Raw genomic sequence first — 23101 nt, forward strand, 5'->3', positions numbered from 1 at the left:
CTGTATGAAGTTCTTTCACATCGAAATTTTAATAGCCCAACATTTGAAAAAATCTGTTTTTCAGAATAAGGCCGTATTTATCATTACCCTTTTTATTGGTGTTTTATTGCTATACGCGGCTTTTTCAGGCTGGGAAAATTATTCCGGCCAAAATGAAACCAGCGAAAAATACCAGCACGAGTCCAGAAAAGACTGGCTCAATAATCCCGATAAAAATCCGCACCGCATGGCGCATTACGGGAACTTTGCATTTCGAAAAAGTACTTCGCTGAGTGTTTTTGAATTTGGAATGGAACCTTTTTTCGGAAACGCCATCTTCCTCGAAGCCCATAAACAAAACACCGCCAATTTTTCTGAGGCCGGGTTTTCCAATAGTATGCTTCGCTTTGGTGAAATTAGTATTGCCATGGTGCTGCAGGTTTTATTGCCCTTATTGATTTTCTTCTTAGGTTTTAATTCGGTCGCAGCCGAAAGGGAAAACGGAACCTTAAAACTGCTTTTAAGTCAGGGAATCAACTGGAAACAACTGCTTACCGGCAAAATATTGGGAGTCGCTTCCGTCCTGATGCTGCTTTTCGTTCCGACAATTGTGGTTCTGGTTTTCATTTGGCTGCTATTGCAGGGCTTCACGATCTCACCTGATGAGACGCTGAAAATGTTCTTGTTCGTTCTGTTTCATTTTGTTTATTTGTTATTCTTCTGCACGATTGCTGTTTTGGTTTCCGCTGCCAGTGCAACTTCCAAAAAAGCGTTGATTTCCCTGATCGGAATCTGGCTGGTCTGTACCATCATTTTACCAAGAACCACTCAGGCTATGGGTGCTTATTTGTATAAAGCACCTTCGAAAATACAATTCAACAGTGACATTGAAAAAGATATTCTCAAACAGGGAGACAGCCATAATCCGAATGACCTGCATTATAAAGCGATCAAAGATTCTTTGCTTAGCGCACACAAAGTCGATTCTGTGCAGCAGCTTCCGTTCAACTATTCCGGTTTTATCATGACGGAAGGCGAAAAAATCAGTTCGCGTATTTACAATAAACATCTGGAGGAACTTTTAAAAATGTATGAAAAACAAAACCGTTTTTCGAAAGCAGTCTCTTTTATCAATCCGTATATCGCGATGAAAAACCTCTCGATGGGGTTATCAAATACCGATTATGATTCGTATATCGATTTTCAGAAACAAGCCGAAGCTTATCGCTACAACATGGCTCAGAAAATGAACGGCCTGCAAGTCAAATACATCAGCAATAAGAAACCCGGCCCCACAGGCAAACCGCTTACCATCGATAAAGGACACTGGGCAGACATAGCCGAATTCCATTATGAACCCAAAGGCATCCGGGCTGTTCTGAAAAACGAAATCAGTGCTGTTATTTCACTTATTCTCTGGATAATCCTGTTGTTTTTTTTATTGCGAATCGCAGCTAAAAATCTAAAAGCCATCTAATATGTTAGTATTACTTTTTAAAAATTTCATACGTTCGAAAGGAACAAAAATTGGGTTACTATTCCTTATGTTTATCGGATTCGTGAGTCTCCTGATCGGAAAACAGTTTAAGGAAAAACAAAACGATGCGATAAACGAAGCAGCCGTTTATCAGCAGGAACATATTGCACGGAATGCGGCTTTTCATAAAGATGAAATGGGTCTGCTGCTCTACTATATCAAATTCTCGCTCGTCAATAAAACGATTCCGGTGAACAGTCTGGCGATTGGCCAGCGCGATGTAAATCCGTCGGTTCAGAGTGTAACCATTCGCGGTCTGGAAGCACAGCAATACGATGCCGAACTCAATAATCCGAATAATTTACTATCCGGAAATATCGATTTTAGTTTTGTGCTGGTGTATCTTTTTCCCCTTTTAATTATCGCTTTTACGTACAATATCATTTCAGAGGAAAAAGAAAGCGGCACCTGGAAAATCGTGGCCACCCAAAGTCAGAATACTTTTTTATACATTCTGAAATTGTTTTATATCCGGATTTTAAGTGTAATCGCCCTTCTCACCATTGTACTTTTTGCAGCCGTTTTATGCTTGAATATTCCGATCGACAAATCATTTTTGGTGTTTTGTGGCGTGGGAATTTTGTACCTCCTGTTTTGGTTCGCCGTTTGTTTTTACATCGTTTCATTGCAAAAGAATTCTAATTTTAATGCCGTAATGCTCTTGACGATCTGGCTGTTCCTGATTATCGTTTTACCAGCGACGATCAATACATACATCGTCAGCCAATATACGGTTCCCGAAGCTTTGGAACTGACACTGAAACAAAGAAATGCTTACCACGAAAAATGGGACATGGATAAAAAGATAACGATGGACAAATTCTACAGTCATTATCCACAATTTAGGAGCTATCCTTTACCGGAAGCTGAATTTAGCTGGCTTTGGTATTATGCGATGCAACAGGCCGGTGACGATGATTCGGCAGTACAATCAAAAGAGCTGCAGGCAAAACTGGCGCAACGAAATGAAGCCAGTGCTTTTATAGCGCTGTTTATTCCGACGTTGCACACCCAGCTGCAGCTGAATGAAATTGCAAAATCGGATTTAGAAAACCAGCTTTTGTTTCTCAGGGCAACCCGGCAATTTCATGAAAAACTGCGTTTGCATTTTTACCCGAAAATATTCGATAATGAAGCGGTAAACCAGCAAAACTGGAAGCAGTTTAAGGTGGAAACTTTTGAAGATACGTCAGCCATACAACTTTCGAAAGCATTTTTGCCCCTGCTCTTTTTCAACTTACTGTTTATTGTTTTAGGATGGAGTAATTTTAGGAACAATAAACTACAAACCTTTTAATGAAACAAAAAAAGGCTGCCATTTAAGGCAGCCTTTCTTCTATTGTTGAAAAAACTTATTTCTTTATAAAACGTTTCACCGTTCTTTTGCCGTCCTGATCGAGAACAATCAGATAAATTCCGGTTTTCAGACCCGAAACGTTAAGGCTGTTGTCACTGCTTTTTTGTACAGCTACCAAACTTCCTGTCTGGGAATCGACAACACTAATCGTTCCTCCCGTTACAGCGGTTGTAAAAAACAATACATCTGTAGCCGGATTTGGATATACATTCAGGGCAACTGTTTCAGGGGCTTCCGCAACAATTGTCGAAGCCGGAGCGCCCGCACCGATTTTTGTAATTCTGATCCAGTTGATATTCATACCCGTATTCTGAATGTAAATACCAAAATTATACGTTCCTGCATTCACATTTACGTTTTGGGTCACCGTTTGCCAGTTCTGCCAGCCTCCCGTATTTGGCACATCTACATTGCCTAATAAAATTGTTCCGCCATTCAGGTCAGAAGATAATTTACCTCCCGTTACCCCGCTGGCGACTCTGTATTCTATCAAATACGAACCTGAAGTCGGGAAATTGATATTATTGTAGGCAATCCAGTCCCCTGTTTCGGTGTAGCCCACATTAGAGCCTCCTCCGGCATCTGTCGTGGCTTCCACCTGAATGCCGCTCATAGCCGAATAATCCTCGGCCTGAATCAACGCTGATGTTTGTGCCGTTGTCGTTGCAATCAGTTTCCATTGTCCGCAGGTCTGGTTATTATTGTCCCATTGCTGTACGTTGGCGCCATTTGCCGTGCTCGCATTGCTAACCTCAACAATTCTTCCGCTGTGACGGGCTACAATCTTATAAAATCCATCGCCTGTAGCCACCAGAATAAATTGCTGGTTTGTCGTTCCGTTATACGGATACTGCTCTACATTGGCACCATTGGCGGTATTGAAACCATTTACATCTAACGACTGCCCGCTGTGATTGGCGATGATTTTGTACAATCCGTCACCCAGGTGTGTAAACGTAAACTTCTGGTTGTTTCCTGTATTGACAGTTCCCTGCGCTACATTGGCTCCATTCGACAAACTGGCACCCCAGACATCCATGTTTAAACCACTGTTTCTGTTTTGCAGAAAGAAGGTCTGGTTGCCTAAAGAAGTCGTTCCGTTGGCCAGAATTCGAATCGAAGTCACTTTATCATTCCACGTGCCATTCAGACAGGAATTATCCGAATTAATTACGGTTGAAGCTCCTGTAAAGTTATCATCCTGATACAAAATAGCCTGAAATCCCTGTGTAATTCTTAGTGAAGAAATATCATCGTTCAACACGCCCAAAGAATTCAGACGCGCCATATTGTAATCGCCAATGGTTAGTCCGCCTGAAAATCCGGTATAATTACAATCTTTATATACTGTAATCACGCCTGTTGAAGGAGTGATATTTCCTCCCGGAGGAATCGTACCTGTAATCGAATAACTACCAATCGAACCATAAGCCGAATAGCCGCCGTAGCCTGCATTTCCTGCTCCGTTACCATCAACACCAATAAAGTATTTACCAGCCGGAAGGTTTACATTCATAGACGCATTCAAAGCAAAAGGATCCGAATTCCAATAGGTGCCCATCTCTGCTCCGGCTGCATTGTAAAGCCTGATCAAAAGATGCAGGTTTCCGTCTCTTCCTACTGTATTGGCATTAATCGAAACATTTCCGCCACCTGTTGTAAACGTAAAAAAGTCATAATCAGCTTCACTGGAAATTATTCCGTTTTTTTGGTTGATGGCACCGCTTCCGTTGTAATCTAAATTTGCTGCGGAACCCGTCGTATTTCCGTAATCATCACCACGGTATCCGACACCAAACTTGGCACTGGCAATAATTGCGACATCATCCTGAGTGTTGTTGGCATAATTGTATTCTCCTTTGCTCCATTGCACGACAGGTCTGTAATATCCTGCTCCCATAATCGGAGCCCAGGAAGTACCGTCGATTCCAAGGAAGTAGCCTTCTGACGGATTGGTACGGCCGTCATGACCAAGATCGAAAGTATGACCAACTTCATGCGCTGAGGCATCTCCACCAGATTTACCCGAGGTAATAAATACCCAGCACGGTACATCATTGTCCCAGTTAAAGGATCCAATATAAGCAACGCCTCCCGCCCCCGGGGCCGCAGTATTGGTTGGAGTTACCACCACGCGCATTCTTCTGTTTCTTGGGTAGGAATTAAAAACCGCTTCGCTTGTGGTTACATTCACGCTGAAGGGTCTGTAATCTTCTGAAACGACTTCCCAATGCTGCTGTACATCTGCATCGCTCATTCCGGATGGTGCTGCATTGATGGCGTTTCCGTTGTTCCAAAGGTTTCCGGCCGGCATGTTGTAACCGTCAAAATCCAGCATGACACAGCCTGCTGCTCCCGGTAAACTTTGTAAATTCAGTAAAGCCGGCGCAATGGCTGCTGCGGTCGCTTTGCTGGTTTTCTTAGTGGTGTTTTCAGGAACATTTTTATAGTCGATACAAATCAGGGTATTAATGTCAACTTTTTCAACATACGCATTTCCCTGAGCATCCGAATAGTATTTATAGGCTTCTTTAGACTTTTTGAAAATGATATGCCCTTGCAGCGATTTGTCCATCACCTTCAGGTAAAAAGAAGATTCTGCTACATTTTTGATTTCTCCGATCAAAAACTCACTGGAAGATTTTGACTCTTTGAAATTAATCTTTCCATTGAAGCTTTTGGAATTGGAAACCTGAAGTAAAACTGTTTTTTCGGTACTTTTTGAAGTTGAAGCAACTAGTTCTTTCTTTAGATTATTCATAAATGTCTTACTCGAACCTAAAGAGGTTTGTGCAATGGCAAAACTGCTAAATGCCATAAACACGAGAAAACTTAACTGAAATCTGTAATTGTTTTTCATATAATATTTAAGGTTTGGGGTTACTATTTGTATGTTGCCTGATTTTTTAAACACATTGAAATAATATAGGGCTTAAAAAAAAATGCGTTAAATGTTTTTCTCACGCAGATCTGGGAGATGGAGCAGATTTCATGCTTGCTTTTGTCATCGTGGCGGAGGAAGGATCACTGGAAACTCCTCAAAGAAATGGGCAAACTTTGTCGAAATGACAAATTAAACTCAATCACAACAATGAAAAATCTGCTCCATCTGCAAAATCTGCGGGAAATAAAAAATCTTTTACATCCTTTACCCGAATAGCTATCGGGAGTGGCTAATAAAAAGTACTATTCCCTCTTTCTACTAAAAGGAAGAAATAGCACTTTTATAAAAACTTATTTCTTAATAAAACGTCTTACCGTTTTGACTCCGTCCTTTTCTACTAAAATCAGATAGATTCCGCTTTTTAAACGTGTCACATCAATGCTGTTTCCATTGCCTTTTTGTGATAGTACCGTAGCACCATCCTGAGAATTGATAATACTCAGGTTTGCCTCGGAAACATCAGCAGTAAAGAAAAGTTCGTTATCGGTCGGACTTGGATAAACGGTCAGGCTTTCAATCTTATCCTTAGAAGCTGATTTTGCTGCTAAAGTTGATGCCGCCTTAGTGATTCTGATCCAGTTGATATTCACACCCGTGTTCTGAATATAAATTCCGAAATTGTACGTTCCGGCGTTTACACTTACGGTCTGACTTACTGTTTGCCAGTTTTGCCATCCTCCTGTATTGGGAATATTTACAGCACCAAGCTGAATCGTTCCTGCACTTAAATCAGATGAAATAATTGCACCGCTAACACCACTGGCTACTCTGTACTCGATCAGATAAGAACCCGATGTTGGAAAATTAATATTGCTGTACGACATCCAGTCACCCGTATCGGCATAGCCAACGTTTAAGCCTCCGCCGGAGTCTGTGGTAGCTTCCGTCTGAATTCCGCTCATGCTGGTATAACTCTCCGCTTCAATCAATACCGAAGACGAACTTGTTACCGCTCTGACACGGACAGAAGTAGCAACATCATTAAAACTATTTGCTACGAGACACGTATTATCAGAAGCAATTGCAGCAGAAGCGCCAGAAAAATTATCATTGGCATAAAGCACTACTTCATAACCATTTTGCACCTTAAGTGAAGAAATATCATTATCTGAAATTCCTTTAGCCTGAAGGTTCGCTAAAGTGTAGTTGCCAACTGGTAAACTCACCGCATATCCGCCATAATTACAATCTTTATACACCGTTGCAACACCGGTTTGCGGACTATCATAAAATGTTTGTCCGGCCAGATTTCTTCTTTTCAGTCCCTGTGCTTTATAATTCGCAACCAACGTATTAATCTGGGTCAGATCTAATGCTGTATTCTTGTAATACAAAACCCAGTCTGTCATGAAAGTATTCTCTCTGTTACCAGTGCCGGTACCTAATACATTATTCCAGATCCAATTGGCGAATGCCACCTGCATCGTACTTCGGGGATAAACCGGAAGACCTGCCTGCGTTTCATTATCAGTAACAGAATGAGTGGCAATAAGCGTGTTATCCATATAATACCTGATATTTACACCATCTGTGCAGGTAGCAATAAAAGTATGCCACCCGGCCAATGATTTTTGCTGGGTAGAATAAGTTTTCCAGGGCTTCCATGGATTTGCAATATATTTGTGATAGGAAGTCGTATACCCCACCCTGTTGTCCGGAGAAACTCCCCATTTATCAGCAGCCATATACTCTATGATATCCATTTCACTATATTTTGCACCATCCTGCGCAAGACTTGAACTTACAATGGTAAAAAAGGTCTGTATATTGGCATCTTTAGTGGCAAATGATTCATCTGACAAATAGACTCTTGACGCATAGGTTCCTTCAAAATATTCATAGGAACTTTCGATTCGCGAGTGTGTTACAGCTTTTGACTGACCATTAACCGTTGTTTTTAATGTCATCAGCTTATTAGCGGAATCATTCGGGTCTGTAATAAAAGCGACATTATTCCTGCTGTATGTTGCTCCTTCCGGTGGCCCGCTCACTCCATTGATAATTTGCCATTTGTTAAATGATGCCAGCTGCGGGTCAGTATTGCCTGAATAATTAAAATCATCAAACATGATTACCTGCGCATGACCGCTTAAACCAACAAAAATAAAGGCCAATAAGAGTAGCTTTGAATGAATTAAAACTTTTATATTTTTCTTCATTTTACCTTATTTCTTAATAAAACGTCTTACTGTTTTAATTCCGTCTTTTTCCACTAAGATCAGATAGATTCCACTTTTTAAACCCGCAACATCAACACTGTTGTTCGTGGCTTTTTGCTGTGAAATCGTAGCGCCTCCCTGAGAATTTATAATACTCACGTTGGCTCCGGAAACTTCCGCACTAAAGAAAAGCGTTTCTTCTGTTGGGTTCGGATAAATAGTAAGACCTGCAATATCAGTCGATTTTGCATTTTCTGATGAAACTGTTTTCGCTGCTAAAGTCGCACCCGATTTTGTGATTCGGAACCAGTTCAGATTCACACCTGAATTTTGAATGTATATTCCGAAATTATACGTTCCGGCACTTACGTTAACCGTTTGGGTTACCGTTTGCCAGTTTTGCCATCCTCCGGTATTCGGTACATTAACGGCACCAAGCTGAATGGTTCCTGCACTTAAATCAGAAGAAATTCTGGCTCCCGAAACAGCGCTTGCAACTCGGTACTCAATTACATAAGCACCCGATGTTGGAAAATTAACATTGTAATACGCCATCCAGTCGCCGGTATCTGCGTACCCTACATTTAGACCTCCGCCTGTATCTGTAGTCGCTTCTGTCTGAACACCACTCATTGAAGAGTAACTCTCTGCCTGAATTAGAGTCCCGCCTCCTACTGGTGGCTGGCTTCCTGTAATTACCTGATTGACGGCTGTTAATAATGATTTCGAACCCACAGCATCCTGTGACAATTCCCAAATCATGACACCGCCCGCATTTTGAATCGCAAAGGTAGTTTTTGCTTTAATCGTTGGGATTCCGTTGTAATAAATCGTATTGCCTACCTGATCCTGATTTTCTGAACCGGGATACTGGGCTATGATATTGGCATAGGAAATTCCCTGATTGGCTGAAGCCCCAAAACCGTATCCGTAAAAAGGAAGTCCGATGATGGCTTTACTAGCCGGTAAGCCTCTTCCTGTCCAGTAATTAAACTGGTTTACCGCCATACTGTACGGAGAGTGCTGCCCGGGATTTCCGGGTGCCCATGGCCCAGTGGCATCATACGCCATGATATTGATCCAGTCGTACGCAGCAAAAGTAGACGCAGGTACATTGGCACCACCATATCCTTCTGAAAGCGCTGCTGTAATTTGTTTTCCGCCTGCATGCAGTTTGTTTGCCAGGGCAATTACGAAACCTCCGTAATCCCCATTGATCGCCGGACCTTCCAAATCCACATCGACACCGTCAAAGTTATGGGCGACTACATAATCATAAATTTTCTGAATGAAAGCTGTTCTGTTTCCGGGTGTGATCAGATTGAAATAATTGTCACGAATGGCTCCTCCTTCAGAAATTGATCCTCCTCCAAGGGAAACAAAAACTTTTACGTTTTGCGCATGCGCCGCATTGATGATCGTGTTACTTCCGGAATTGAAACTCAGGTAGCCGTTGGCATCGGGATTTTCGAACGCAATATTGATGTGCGTCAATTTACTGTACTGGACACTGCCTGAAAAGGAATTCAGGTCAATCCAGTTTGGGATGTAAGCAATAACTTTTTTTTGGGCCATTGACAGGTTTACAATACCCAGAACGAAAATCAGGATCCATTTCAGCTGGATCGCTTTGTAATTGTTTTTCATAATAATTTTTTAATAGATTAATATTTATAAATTTTGGGGGAGAATTTAAAAAACCTCAAAGGATCGATTTTAGATTTTAGATTTCAGATTTTAGATTGATTTGAAATTTTTAAATTTGAAATTTACCCTTCGAGGCTTTAATCATTTAAAACTATTTTTTAATAAAACGTTTCACCGTTTTCTGGCCGTCTTTTTCTAATACAATCAGATAAACACCGGCTCTTAAATGCGAAACATCTACACTGTTATTGTTTACTTTTTGTCCGGAAACTACTGCTCCGGTCTGAGAGTCTACGATGCTTACATTTCCTGAAACTTCTGCAGTGAAGAAAAGTGTAGTATCTGCCGGACTCGGATAAACGTTTAAGGCCACAGGAGCTGCTTTTTCTTCAACTGTTTTTACCTCAGCTATTTTTGCTGCCGCACCTGTTTTTGTGATTTTAATCCAGTTGATGTTCATTCCTGTATTTTGGATGTAGATCCCAAAATTGTACGTTCCCGCATTTACGTTTACCGTTTGCGAAACCGTCTGCCAGTTTTGCCATCCTCCGGTATTTGGTACATCTACAGTACCCAAAACAATAGTTCCGCCGTTCAGGTCAGAAGATAATTTACCTCCCGTTACGCCGCTGGCTACTCTGTATTCGATCAGGTAAGAACCTGTAGTTGGGAAATTAATGCTGTTGTAAGCCAACCAGTCCCCTGTTTCCGTATAACCCACATTCGAACCACCTCCGGTATCTGTTGTTGCTTCTACCTGAATGCCGCTCATAGCTGAATAATCTTCTGCCTGAATTAAAACGGAAGCCTGAGAAGTCGTTGCCGGAACCAGTTTCCATTGTCCGCAAGTCTGGTTGTTGTTGTCCCATTGCTGTACGTTGGCACCATTTGCCGTGCTGGCATTGGTAACCTCAACAATTCTTCCGCTGTGTCTGGCAACAATTTTGTAAAATCCGTCACCTGTTGACACTAAAACAAATTGTTGGTTAGTCGTTGCATTGTAGGGATACTGCTCTACGTTTGCGCCATTGGCTTTATTGAAATTATTAACGTCTAACGACTGGCCGCTATGATTGGCAATAATTTTATATAATCCGTTACCTAAATGCGTGAAAGTAAATTTCTGGTTGTTTGCTGAATTTGGAGTTCCCTGAGCAACATTGGCTCCGTTTGCTAAACTGGCAGTCCAGACATCCATATTTAAACCGCTGTTTCTGTTTTGTAAAAAGAAAGTCTGATTTCCTAAAGTCGTCGTTCCGTTGGCCAGAATTCTGATAGAAGTTACTTTATCATTCCAGGTGGTATTCAGACAGGCATTATCAGAATTAATTACTGTTGAAGCTCCGCCAAAGTTATCGTCCTGATATAAAATCGCCTGAAAACCCTGCGTAATTTTAAGGGAAGAAATGGCGTCATCATCAATACCTAATGTTTTTAATCGGGCCAGATTATAATCTCCAATTGTTAATCCTCCGGAAAATCCGGTGTAATTACAATCTTTATAAGCCGTAATCACATCTGTAGTAGCGGGAACTGAAGGAACAGTTCCGGCATAGCCTCCAAAAACAGCAATTACTTTTGTTGGCTGTGGCGAATGAAGCGATGGCGACTGATCGGCCACATCATCATAAGCAAATCCGTACGCCAGATTGTCTACGCTAATGCCCGGCAAGTGCCAGAATTTAGAATAATGATTCGTTGGATTCACCTGATAAAATTTTGAAGCATCGTACCAGTTTTGCTGTCCCGGATTTGGAGTTGTCGTGTTGACAACATGTCTGTTGATTGCCGCTGTAAGTTGCGCCTGAATTACCAAATCCAAATCTCCGTCCACCAGTCTTCTGTCCAGAACACCTTTTCCTTCCAGGGCTTCCTGAGTCGAAGGGCGGTTTTGGACTCTTCCGGTACGGCCCACAAATCCTCCGGATTGTCCCACCATTTCCAGTTGTTCTCCGATCACTCTTCCTTTGAAAACTCCGGCATCTCCGGCATAAAATATTAAATCTTCGTTTTTATATTTGTTCCAGATGGCATCGATATACGATTTTAGATAATTGGCCTGTGGTCCTACTGAAGTTCCTCCTGTCCCGTCAGCAAAAGCAGGTGTTTTGGATGGTGCTGTAATCTCTCCGGTTGTATTGTTTACACAACCCTGAAATTCTGAAGGTACATTGGCTTTGAAAGCCGCCACAATATCAGCATGCTTCTTTAATTCGCCCACACGTTTCTGGTATCCGTTTGCACCAAATAATTCCAGTCCCATTGGATATTTATATGAATCGACTCTCGAAGGATTTCCAAAAAAACCGTATTGGTTATTGGTCAATTCGATGATCTCATATAAAATTCCCTGGTTTGGGTCTGTTGCATTTAAAGGGTTTGGCGAAGTATATCCCGACGGCGCACCACTGGCACCAAAGAAGTAAAAATACAACTGCTGTCCTTTCGCAATAAAAACCCTGCAGCCTGCAATCTGCGGCAAAGTGAAAGTTTTGTTCGGAATTTCACTCAGTTTGGTAAAGCAGTTGGCGTATTTGGAGTTTTGTCCCGGTCCGGTGTTTCCGCCAATGGTTGGCCCGGTCACGGTATTGTAAGAGGCACTCATTGGTAAAACCTGGCTTGTTTTGGCGTTTACCCAAACATGATTTCCGGTGTTATAATCAATACCAACGATGGCCACATATAACTCGTTGTCATTAAAGGTTGACGTATTACTGATGGTAAAGGGAATAGGGCCCTGACCATGGATCCAATTTGAAAACACTAAAAATAGTGTCATCAGAAAAAAAACTCTTTTAAGTTTAATTATTCTCATATGTAAAGTTTTATGGGGTTACTAAATAAAAATTTAAATGTGCAATCACTTTACGTACAAAATGATTGTAGTAACCCGCCAGATGTGATGGTATGGTGCTATCCTTAAATTTAAACTGCCGGCATATGGAAACCGGTATATTTACTTTTAATTCATCACACCCAACGGATTTTTAATTATTATTTTAGGACGGTCCGCGACTGTGCAAAGCGAAAAATTAGTCACTGCCCATAGCTAGCGGAATAAAAGATTAGTACCGATTTTTTTATAACTAACGCCGGTAAAAATCTTTTAAATCCGTAGCAAAAAAGGCATGCTGCACTTTGCGGACTGTCCTGCTATTTTTTAATCAGCTTCTTCGTCCAGCTCTTTTCATCCGAACTGAAATTCAGGATGTAGATTCCTTTAGGAAGTCGGCTGATATCAATAATGCTTTGATCTGCGGTCGTATTTATTTTGTTTTTAATTACCAGATTACCGGCCAGATCATGAATCGTAACTTCTTTATTTTTCAGATTCCCAGTTACCGAAAGTTCAATATAATCACTTGCCGGATTAGGGTAAATGGCTAAATCTGTTGTCACGGTTTCCTGAGCGATTTCTTTAGAAGCCGAAGCTTGTTTGGCAGCTGATGCCGTTCCGTAAGCTTCAATTTCAAATAAAGAATATCCGTAAGGGGCCAAAGCTTTGGCCGTACATAAAATTCGAAGGTATCTTCCTGTACCGCTTACCACCAGATCATCTGTTCCTCCGTCGCTGGCCGTTTGTGTGTTTATGGTTTCATTTTCGGTAAAAACATTATCAGTGGAAAGCTGGACTTTGTATTGTGTTGCAAAAGCCGCTTCCCATTTCAACACCACACGGTTAAGGTTATAGCTGCTTTGTAAGTCCACATAAATCCATTCGCTGGCATTGGCAAAAGAACTGGCCCATCTTGATACGGTACCGTCTCCATCTGTTGCTTTGGAAGCCGAAAGTGTGGCATTTTCTTCTGTAGAAGCTACGGCGGTTTTCGCTAAAGCTAAATTGACATTGTTCGTCGGAGGCGTAATATTTCTCACAATCACGTCGCTAAAAACTCCCGTCGCCAATGTTCCGTTGGCATGAGACGTAACGGCCAATCCGGCATAAATGGTACTTGCCATTGCAATAGTTCTTGGCGTACCGATTTGTGTCCATGTCGTTCCGTTATCCGAAGAATAAGAGGTAAATACATTTCCGGATCTTACGATTCGAAGCCATTTTGGCGTAGTGCCTGCAGCTCCCTGACCAATGGTTGGCACGGAAACGGCATCTCTTGATAAAAATTCTACTCCTGCCGCGGCCGTAATATTGCTCATGGCGTGTTTAGAAGTTGGCGTAAGCGTTTCACGGAACATCACGCCCGCTTTTGCGTACGTATTGGTATTCGTAAGCGAATTTACTTTCGCAATAATTTCAGCATCACCCGTAATCGGCTGATTTACATATTGAAACTGATCGCTGGATTCCCAAATATCAGTTCCGGATCCTTTTACGGTAAACGTTCCACCGGAATAAGTAGCCTGTCCGGCCGGAGTAACAGCACCTAAATCGGTACTTACCCACGGAGACGGCAAGGTGTTTGTCGGATTCTCTGTTGAAACTAAATTCAGACTTCTGATATTATCAAAATAGTAGGTGTTTCCGGAGCTTGTTCCCGGTTCAAACAAGAAAACAAAACGATTTACTTCGCTGTTTAAGGTGGAGGCATCCGGTGAACTTGCATAGGTAAAGGTTACGGTGTGCCAGGTATTGGTTTGTTTTACAACACCCTGATATACGCTGTGTCTTCCCACAGGAAAATTCGACGGAATCGAAGCACTGCTTTCGGCCTGCCACGAGATTACAGATCCAACCGGAGCTGAAGTGTACACATCCATGGCAAATTTTTTGGTTCCGCTTTTGAAATCTCCCACATTTGTGATCGTCGAATTGAACGAGAAGTTATCGTATAATTCTGTTGACTTTCTCACGTATTTCCCAACGTTTGAAGAAGTATTGATTCCGCTGGCACTCGGATTTGCAGCATTCGCCGTATACGTTCCGATAGCATCCCTGAACGTGATATTATGAACGGTCTGATAATCTTCGTACACGACTCCCGGTGTAAAAGTATCCGGTAATTTAGTCGCACCAATTCTGATGTTATCGAAATAGTACGTATCGCTGGTGTAAGATCCGGAGTTGAATAACAATACCATTTGGTTGACAGCCAGATTTGAAGTTCCTTCGTCAGGGCTTGAATTATAGTAGAATGTCAGCGTTTCCCATTGGTTTTGTTTGGTCGTTATGGCCACATAATTACTGTTTCTTCCCGTTGGAAAGTTCGCCGGAAGCGAAGTGGCACTATTTTCTAAATTCAGACTCACCACGGTTCCCACCGGAGCCGAAGTATACACATCGATCATGATTTTATTGGTCTGATTTTTCAATAAACCGGCATCTTCAATCGAACTTTGCGTGTTAAAAAACAAGACGTCGTATTGTTCCGTTACGTTTCTCACGTATCGCGCTACATTCGCGGAAGCGTTCACTGAGTTCGAACCCGGATTCGCTACTACGGAATACGTTCCTGTAGTGGTACCTTTTATAATTTTATTGATCCCGTCATAATTCTGCAGCACGTCTGTAGCAATAATCGGTTTTTCGGGAGCCGCTTTCGTCAGTAAATTATCAAAATAATACGTCGCACCCGAATTCGAGTTGGACTCAAAAAGGAATACAACATTATTGATGGACAACGCACTGGTATTCGGATCGATTACTTTTTCGAATTCAAATTCTATGGTTTCCCATTTGTTTTGTACGGTTGTAGTCGCCTTGTAACCGCTATGTCTTCCGGAAGGATAATTGATTGCCGTTGTTACGAGGCTATTCTCCAATTGCATCGATATTTTCGTTCCCACCGGAGCCGATGTATAAATATCGAAAGAGAGTTTTTTTCTACCGTATACATAATCATTCGCGTTTGAAATAGTTACGTTTTTAATGTTTAAAACATCGTATAATTCAGAGGCGTTACGAACATATCGTCCAACCAAAGCAGAGGTATTCACACCCGTAGCTGAAGGATTCGCAACAGCTTCTGTTAAAACACCTGTTTTTAGCGGATACAGCACATTTCTGTTGCTTTGAAAATCCTCGTGGACTTTCTCTACCGGCAACGGTACTTCTGTCGTAACGGCCAGTTTATAAGTAGTAGCCGTACAGCCGGAAACAGTAGCCACAGCCGAAACATCTCCACCTGTAGTTCCCCAGTTAACGGTAATGGTATTGGTTCCCTGTCCTGAAGTAATGGTTGCTCCTGATGGAACAGTCCAATTGTAACTTGCACCCGCTATTGCCCCGAGCGTATAAGTTTTACCGGTTTCGTTGTGATATACTTTTGCATCCCCTATTACGCCATTTGCAAAACTTCCGTCGTAGACACGTACATAATCCACTTGCAATTTCGCCGGAAAATCACCAGGAACTGGTTCCACTCCTGCTCCGTTTACACTGGTGTAAGGCGTTCCTAAACTCCCTACTGCAAGGTTCAGGATGATGTAAAACTGCTGGTCGTTAAAAGGCCATCCACCATTTACAGTCGTAGCGGGAGTTGCGGTATGAAATAAATTTCCGTCAATAAACCATTTGATACTGTTTGGTCCCCATTCTACGGCATACACGTGAAATTCTGTAGACAAATCGGTTGGAGATGTATAACTTCTTCCGGTATAATGGTACCCTCCTCCGTCGTAGTGAATGGTTCCATCGATGGACTTTGGATTTCTGTGTTTGGCTTCCATAATGTCAATTTCACCTGTAAAGGGCCAATTCGACTGGCCTGCAGGCAACATCCAGAATGCCGGCCAGGCACCCATTCCCGAAGATAACTTCATACGGGCTTCTACTCTTCCGTATTTTAGCGCATATTTTCCCTGAGTGGTCAGTTTTGCGGAGGCATACGGCTGTTGCGGGAAGGCTGCATTAGGCTCGTACTTCGCCTGAATGTTCAGGTAACTGTTGGATCCTTCTTTGACAATGGTTGCCTGATTCGGGTCGTAGCGCTGTGCTTCGGCGTTTCCGAAGCCGCAAAGTGAAGGACAGCCGTTTCCGGAAATACTCTGCCATTTGGCTGCATCAACTGTAGTACCGTTAAACTCATCTTGCCAGACCAGTGTATTACACTGTGCCTGTACTTTTAGAAAAGGGGACAATAAGATCATTGTCAGCATAAAAATCCTTTTCAGGTAATTGAAATTGTCTTTCGGTGGTCGGCCGAAAAAAGAGTCTTTTTGATTCATTTTTTTTTGTTTTTTGTTAGTAAAGCGTATTAACCATCAAATAATCAATTTGTAAAAAACGGACTGTTATTTTTGGTAATAATGGACAATATTAACAAATAAACCACGTAGAAAGCCATTTTAGGGATACGGTTTGACTACGGTACTGGCAAAAAAAATGTAGTAAATAGCCGTCAAACCGCGTAAATACACCTAGGATTATACTGAATAATAAAAAATTAAAAATTAAGGATAAACTCCGTAATATTTGCGTCTGAAGGAAGCTGTAATTTTTTTCGAATACGGTATCGGGTATCTTCAACACCTCGGACAGAAATTCCCAAAAGCGGTGCAATTTCTTTTGTATTGAAATTCATGCGCAGATACGCACACAATCGCATATCGCGTGGTGTTAATTCGGGGAAACTCGTTTTGAGGCGCTGCATGAAATTATCATGAAGCTGATTGAAGATTTCCTCAAACTCATTCCAGTGCTGATCCCCTTGCAGCTCGTGATCGATAATACGGTTTATTTTGGTCAGTACATTAAAATTCACCGCCGAATCTTTCTCTTTTTTTATTTCCGTAATAAGTTCTTTTATAGACAGCAGAATTTCGTTTAAATGAATCAGATTCACCGTATTCGAAGCTACTTTGGCATTTTTAAGATTAATCGTTGCTTCCAGGTTTTCTTTTTCCAGCAACAGCTTCTGTTCATTAAATTCTGCCCGTGTAAACAATAATTCTTTTTCCTGATTGATAATCAGCTGGGCACGATTGCGCTCTGCCACATTTTTTTGGTAGGTAATGATTGTATAAATCAAAATCCCAAAAAGTAACAAATACATTATATACGCCCAGCTCGTTCTGTACCAGGGCGGTAAAATTTCAAACCTGAAAACGGCTTCCTCACTCACCACATCATAAATGTTTTTTGCCCTTACGTGAAAAACATATTCATTCTCGGGAAGATTGGTATATTCTTTTTCGGTCTGAAGGTTCCAATCCGACCATTTGGGCTCAAAGCCTTCCAGCCAGTATTCGTATTTGGTTGCATCTGCCTCATCATAACACAATGCCGCAAACGAAAAATGTAAGGAGTTATTGGAATAAGACAAAACCGGACAAAGTGTATTATCGTTAGCTTCCGTATTCGCAGGGAGCACATCGTACCGGCTGGAATACAAGAGACTGTCTTTTGGAAAAATACATTTTACCTCCGAAATAATCGATTTGTATTTGGTTTGGTACGCCTTCCTTTTGGTACTGTTGTAATGAATTAAACCGTCCTGTGTTCCAAAAAACACGTCACCGTTGGCTGTGGTCTGAATGTTTTCGAAACCCGGAATATATAAGTATCTTAATTTTCGAAAAGGCAATTCTTCCAGATGAAGATTTCCCTGCTTCTTCTGATTTATTTTTCCGGTATTTTCACCCGAAACATACCAGATGTTATTTTCACTGTCGGCTTTCAGCAGGCGAATATGACTTTCCATTCCGAGATATTTCCGGAAAACAGGATCCGGAACCATTTTCTTTGAAGCTGCATCTTGTTTGTAAACGCCTTTTGTGGTTCCAAAAAGAACCTGCTTATTGATTTTGAACGTATTTAAAAACAAACTCGACGGAAAACCATCTGCCTGATTGTAGAAGACAAGGTTTGAAACGGCCTCAAAGGTTTTATTGAATCTCAGTTTATAGATGCCTTTATAACCATGGGCAATCCAGATATTTCCGGTGGCATCCGTGACAATAATCCTGCTGCTTTCCTCAAATCCTTTTATTTTATGCTGATATAGCCAGACATTATTTATTTTCTTCAACAGATATAATCCGGTATAACCGCCCACCAGTAATAAATCCGGATGATTGGGAATAATCACGCCCTGCCAGGCCCCGTCTATTTTCGCCAGTAATTTTGCGGATGCGCCATTAATTTCGAAGATTCCGTTTTTCTCAAAAGCCAGCAGCGAATTTCCAAAAACACCAATATTCCATACATTTTCCGACATTCCGGCTATGTGCTGAAAATGTGCGTTTTCTCTTTTCCCTGTTTTATAGGCCTGCCAGTCCAGCCAGAATAAACCATTATCGGTGGCGATATACAATTTGTCCTGATAAATCTGACTGGAGTATATTTTAGTTTCAGAATTAGACGTATCCAGTATTCTCGACAAAGGCGAAGAAATCTGAATCAGCGAAATACCTTCCTTGAGTGTTACCCACAAATTGCCTTCTTTATCGGTTTTCAGGTTCGTTACATATTCATTTTGCAAACCCATTTGTTTGTTAATATGCTGAATCAATTGTCCCTCACTATCCAGGACTACCAACCCCGTCTGACGTGTACCGATTCCCAGATACCCGTCAGAAAGCAAAACAGCGGTTGAAATCTGATTTTGCTTCAGTAAATAATCGGCTCCCGTTACAAAAGGTTTCAGCAGATTGTCCTTATACGTGAAGAGTCCGTTTTTTTGGGTTAGCAGCAGCAAGCCTTTTTTGGTTTCAAAGATTTTCCGAATCTTCATTCCGACAAACTGTTCACTATTCGGAATTGGAACTAAAGCATCCTTTTCCAGTTTCAGCAAACCTTTTGCATTGTCTGAAACATAGATATCTTTGTTGACTTCGAAAAACTCATCAAAATTAACTTCAGACTTCAGTACTTTGATTTTGTTATTCTTATAAATGAATATGCCTTCGATAGCGAAAAAAATCACTTCATCTTTACGAATAACGGTATGCAGCACATCCCCGAAATTTCTGGACGAAGCGGGAAGCAAATTCACCAGGGAAGTGTATTTGTATTGCCCGTTGGATAACTGAACCACATAGCCAAAATCACCCTGGGCTCCGACATACATTTTATCTTTTTTATCGATCGCAAGCGAACGGACCATACTTTTGTTGTCCGGCTGGGTTACTATGCTCCATCGCACGCCATCAAACTGCATGATCCCAAAATGGTTGGCAAAAAACATCATTCCCTTAGAGTCCTGCAAAACATCCCAATTTTCTGAAGCAGCCTTATAACTTTTCGGATTGTAATTGGTGATGAAAGGAACCCCGATTTTTTTAATTTGGGCGGTAACGATACAGGGCAAAAAGAATAGTAATAAAACTAAAAGTCTACGTATATTTTTCGTCATTTTATTTTGGTGTGTAGGTTATTTTCGTGGCTTGTAAAAACCACCATCGTAAAAACAATCCTTTGGGAGAAGTCGCTTTTACATAAAACAAATCGTTTATTTATTAACAGTAATATTGATAATATATTATTTTACGTCACAAAAAAAACGAATATCTAAATTCAAATATATAAAAATTTATTTTATTGTAACAAATTACATTCATATATCAATTGGATAATGAGAGAATTAGGGGAATTTGATAATTAGAAAATGTGATGATTAGATAATTTTAGGAATGTGGGGTGTGAAATGTGGGACGTGATATCTAAGGTTTGAAATGGACTAGCTGACCTAAACCTTTCCACAGCCAAATTATTCTAAAGAAATCACAATGTATTATAATCAATTGTGTGATTTACTTCGTCTATTCGCTATCGCTCGGATCTCCTTGGGTCGAAATGACAAAGATACCGCACAAACTGAAAACTGAAAACCTAAAATTTCCAATAGAAACGCGTTTCGACTCCGCTCAACGTGACATCTGTACCGTAGCCCCCTGAAAACTAAGACTGTAAACTGAGACTGTAAACCTGAAACTTGAAACCTGAAACCTGAAGCCTGAAACTTGAAACTTAAAATCTAAACTCCAACCATCTCCGCTAACTCCTCATAATTCCTAAAAAGTACAGCACCCTCTGTTTCTAAGTCGGTATCGTTATAGCCATTTGCAAAACCGTACACTTTAAAACCGCCTGCTTTTCCTGCCATTACCCCAGCTTTGCTGTCTTCGACGACGATACAGTCTTGTACTTCAAAACCCATTTCTTTGGCGGCGTGCAGAAATATTCCCGGATCCGGTTTCCAGCTTTTAATGTCGTAGGAACTGAATATTTTATTTTCGAATTTATCCAGTAATCCAGCCACTTCAAGATTCAGTCGGATTTTATCAACCGGACCGCTGGAAGCCACACAATACGGAATTTTTAAACTATTCAGAAATGAGACAATACCTTCCATAGGTTTTACCTGCGTCCTGAAGGCTTCAAAGCTTCTCTGGCGGTATTCATTTTCAAAACTTTCCGGTAGTTTTTTGGCAATGGCATCTTCAATATGTAAAAAGCATTCTTTTAAATTTCGCCCGTTAAAATCGCGATAGGCGTCTTCCAATTTCATTTCGAAACCATGTTCCGCTGCCATTTCCAGCAAAATTCCGTTACCAATTTTTTCTGTATCTACCAGAACACCGTCACAATCGAAAATTATACATTTAACATTCATACTTTTTATTTGCATTGTTAATTAATAGGATTGCTTTCACCAGAAAACAAGAATGTAATTTACAAAAAATATGCTCTGCTTCAGGTATATTTTAAAGGGAGGAAGAAATTTTTGAAACGATCTGTATGATAAAATCAGCCTGTGCGGGATTTATCTTCTTCAATGCTTCGTCGGTTTGAAACCATTCTGCCCTGTCAATTTCGGGGAAGTTTTTAATACTTCCTGATTTGGGAGGCCATTCCATTTCAAAATCATTGCTTTTGACCAAAGTTACATCAATGTCAAATTCTAAAGCCCAGGCAAAAACCGTTTTGCCTGATTTGAGTTTTACCGGTTCAAGAACAATAAAATTATCTTCTGATTCACTTTCAAGTTCAAAACCGGTTTCTTCCTTAAACTCACGTTTCGCCGCAAGTAAAGGTTCTTCATCGGCTGTGAATTCTCCTTTTGGAATGGACCAGCTTTCCAGATCCTTATTTTGCCAAAAGGGACCTCCCGGATGAACCAGTAAAAAATAAATGGTTTTATCTATGAATTTGTAGAGTAATATGCCGGCGCTTTGTTTCATGGAAATTATATTGAATATTTAGTTACATAAAGATAAATACTTTACCTTACGTAAATTACAATTATAAACTTTTTAATCCTAATACTTTTATTTCGGGTTTTCTGTACATTTTTACCCCAATTTTGTATTCCTTTCTAATAATTGATTTGTAAATTTATAATACGTAACATTTTCATTTAAATAAATTAAAACAAATACTATCTTGAAAAAACACCTTTTATTAACCGCTATACTGGCCTGTAATTTTGCCGCTTATGCCCAGAACAAAATTGTAACCGTTACTAATTTGCTTCCGGTAGACCGAGAATTTGAAACGGTCGAATTGACCAAAAAATCGCTGGGACTCCCTTCTTCCGCTAAACTTGAAAATTATGCCGTAAAAGAAACAAAGTCCGGTTTATCTTTAGAAAGTCAGTCTGTAGATAATGACGGCGACGGCAAAGCTGATGTTTTATTGTTCCAGCCCAAAATAAGTGCTTCTTCTGAAAAAGAGTATGAAATTGTGCCATCAGATGCTGCGGACTCCAAAAACATCAATTGCTATTCGAGATTTGTTCCGGAACGTACCGATGATTATGCCTGGGAAAACAATAAAGTGGCTTTCAGGACATATGGTCCCGTGGCGCAAAAAATGGTGGAAGACAAAATTCCGGGCGGAACGCTGACCAGCGGAATTGATGGCTGGCTGAAAAGGGTCGACTATCCGATCATTAATAAATGGTACGAAAAAGCCACTTTAGGAACCGGAACGTACCATAAAGATACGGGTGAAGGTTTAGATAACTTTCATGTGGGAGACAGTCGCGGAATTGGCGGAATTGCCGTGAATGAGAAAGGAAAATATTATTTTTCCAAGAATTTCATCAGCTGGAAAACCATTACCACCGGCCCGATCAGAACCAGTTTTATACTAAACTACGCCAAGTGGGATGCCAATGGTCATAAAATAACCGAATCGAAACTGATCAGCCTGGATTACGGAAGTTACCTTTCGCGTTTTGAAATCGCTATTAAAGGTACCAAAAACATCGCTGCCGGAATCACGCTTCACGATAAAAAAGGTACCATCGGAACAAATGTAGAAGAAGGCTGGCTAAGCCACTGGTAACCTATCGACGACTCTGAAATCGGAACCGGTCTTGTGGCTCCAAAAGGTACTTTGACCGCTTTTGACAATCACCTTACAGAAGAAGCAGATCTGAGTAATCTGTACGGGAATTTAAACGTCAAAAAACACAAAGTGGTCTACTACGCAGGTTTTGGATGGAAAAAAGGAAGCCCTTTTAAAACCCAAAAAGAATGGGAAACGTATTTAAGTTCCTTTGCGAAGAAAATAAATAATCCTTTGGTTGTTAAGGTGAAGAAATAATTCTAAACCCGACAGGTTTCAAAAACCTGTC

10 protein-coding genes and 1 pseudogene are annotated in these 23101 nt (G+C 40.9%); 3 read left to right on the plus strand and 8 right to left on the minus strand.

Annotated features, from left to right (window positions below):
- Positions 1 to 4 precede the first annotated feature (4 nt).
- On the plus strand, positions 5 to 1456 hold the full coding sequence (locus D0817_RS01380; protein ID WP_127336595.1) for an ABC transporter permease: 1452 nt from the start codon (positions 5 to 7) through the stop codon (positions 1454 to 1456).
- 1 nt (position 1457) lies between these two features.
- Positions 1458 to 2813 (plus strand): DUF3526 domain-containing protein, encoded by a 1356-nt coding sequence (locus tag D0817_RS01385; RefSeq protein ID WP_127336596.1) that lies wholly within the window; start codon positions 1458 to 1460, stop codon positions 2811 to 2813.
- A gap of 55 nt (positions 2814 to 2868) precedes the next feature.
- On the opposite strand, the gene D0817_RS26175 is transcribed toward D0817_RS01385, so the two are convergent.
- The 8 genes from D0817_RS26175 to D0817_RS01425 all read right to left on the minus strand — a co-directional run bounded on the left by D0817_RS26175 (position 2869) and on the right by D0817_RS01425 (position 21701).
- The gene (locus D0817_RS26175) at positions 2869 to 5733 is read right to left on the minus strand and encodes an RICIN domain-containing protein (protein WP_238160795.1); all 2865 of its coding nucleotides are present in this window, start codon (positions 5731 to 5733) and stop codon (positions 2869 to 2871) included.
- Positions 5734 to 6107: 374 nt separating this feature from the next.
- Positions 6108 to 7976 (minus strand): carbohydrate-binding protein, encoded by a 1869-nt coding sequence (locus D0817_RS01395; RefSeq protein ID WP_238160796.1) that lies wholly within the window; start codon positions 7974 to 7976, stop codon positions 6108 to 6110.
- A 6-nt stretch (positions 7977 to 7982) separates the two neighbouring features.
- Entirely contained in the window at positions 7983 to 9623 is a 1641-nt protein-coding gene (locus D0817_RS01400) for a glycosyl hydrolase family 18 protein (protein ID WP_127336597.1), read from the minus strand.
- Positions 9624 to 9774: 151 nt separating this feature from the next.
- Complete coding sequence (locus D0817_RS01405) at positions 9775 to 12402, minus strand: beta-1,3-glucanase family protein (RefSeq protein ID WP_238160797.1); 2628 nt, start codon at positions 12400 to 12402, stop codon at positions 9775 to 9777.
- 374 nt (positions 12403 to 12776) lie between these two features.
- The gene (locus D0817_RS01410; protein WP_127336599.1) at positions 12777 to 16745 is read right to left on the minus strand and encodes a family 16 glycosylhydrolase; all 3969 of its coding nucleotides are present in this window, start codon (positions 16743 to 16745) and stop codon (positions 12777 to 12779) included.
- Positions 16746 to 16963: 218 nt separating this feature from the next.
- Positions 16964 to 19873, minus strand: coding sequence for a triple tyrosine motif-containing protein (locus D0817_RS01415; protein ID WP_127336600.1), 2910 nt, complete (start codon positions 19871 to 19873; stop codon positions 16964 to 16966).
- A 621-nt stretch (positions 19874 to 20494) separates the two neighbouring features.
- Positions 20495 to 21133 (minus strand): HAD family hydrolase, encoded by a 639-nt coding sequence (locus D0817_RS01420; protein WP_127336601.1) that lies wholly within the window; start codon positions 21131 to 21133, stop codon positions 20495 to 20497.
- A 91-nt stretch (positions 21134 to 21224) separates the two neighbouring features.
- A complete protein-coding gene (locus D0817_RS01425; RefSeq protein WP_127336602.1) occupies positions 21225 to 21701 on the minus strand; it encodes an NUDIX hydrolase in 477 nt (158 codons plus the stop codon).
- A 286-nt stretch (positions 21702 to 21987) separates the two neighbouring features.
- On the opposite strand from D0817_RS01425, the pseudogene D0817_RS01430 reads away from it, so the two are divergent.
- Positions 21988 to 23070, plus strand: a pseudogene (locus D0817_RS01430) (BT3233 family polysaccharide utilization protein).
- Positions 23071 to 23101: the final 31 nt, after the last annotated feature.

The sequence above is a fragment of the Flavobacterium cupreum genome (genome assembly GCF_003996965.1).
GTDB lineage: Bacteria > Bacteroidota > Bacteroidia > Flavobacteriales > Flavobacteriaceae > Flavobacterium > Flavobacterium cupreum.

What these genes read in the sequence shown, in the direction of transcription:
- D0817_RS01380 (WP_127336595.1), top strand. Translation starts at nt 5, where the DNA reads ATGAAGTTCTTTCACATCGAAATTTTAATAGCCCAACATTTGAAAAAA.
- D0817_RS01415 (WP_127336600.1), bottom strand. Translation starts at nt 19,873, where the DNA reads ATGACGAAAAATATACGTAGACTTTTAGTTTTATTACTATTCTTTTTG.
- D0817_RS01420 (WP_127336601.1), bottom strand. Translation starts at nt 21,133, where the DNA reads ATGAATGTTAAATGTATAATTTTCGATTGTGACGGTGTTCTGGTAGAT.
- D0817_RS01425 (WP_127336602.1), bottom strand. Translation starts at nt 21,701, where the DNA reads ATGAAACAAAGCGCCGGCATATTACTCTACAAATTCATAGATAAAACC.
- D0817_RS01385 (WP_127336596.1), top strand. Translation starts at nt 1,458, where the DNA reads ATGTTAGTATTACTTTTTAAAAATTTCATACGTTCGAAAGGAACAAAA.
- D0817_RS01400 (WP_127336597.1), bottom strand. Translation starts at nt 9,623, where the DNA reads ATGAAAAACAATTACAAAGCGATCCAGCTGAAATGGATCCTGATTTTC.
- D0817_RS26175 (WP_238160795.1), bottom strand. Translation starts at nt 5,733, where the DNA reads ATGAAAAACAATTACAGATTTCAGTTAAGTTTTCTCGTGTTTATGGCA.
- D0817_RS01410 (WP_127336599.1), bottom strand. Translation starts at nt 16,745, where the DNA reads ATGAATCAAAAAGACTCTTTTTTCGGCCGACCACCGAAAGACAATTTC.
- D0817_RS01405 (WP_238160797.1), bottom strand. Translation starts at nt 12,402, where the DNA reads ATGACACTATTTTTAGTGTTTTCAAATTGGATCCATGGTCAGGGCCCT.
- D0817_RS01395 (WP_238160796.1), bottom strand. Translation starts at nt 7,976, where the DNA reads ATGAAGAAAAATATAAAAGTTTTAATTCATTCAAAGCTACTCTTATTG.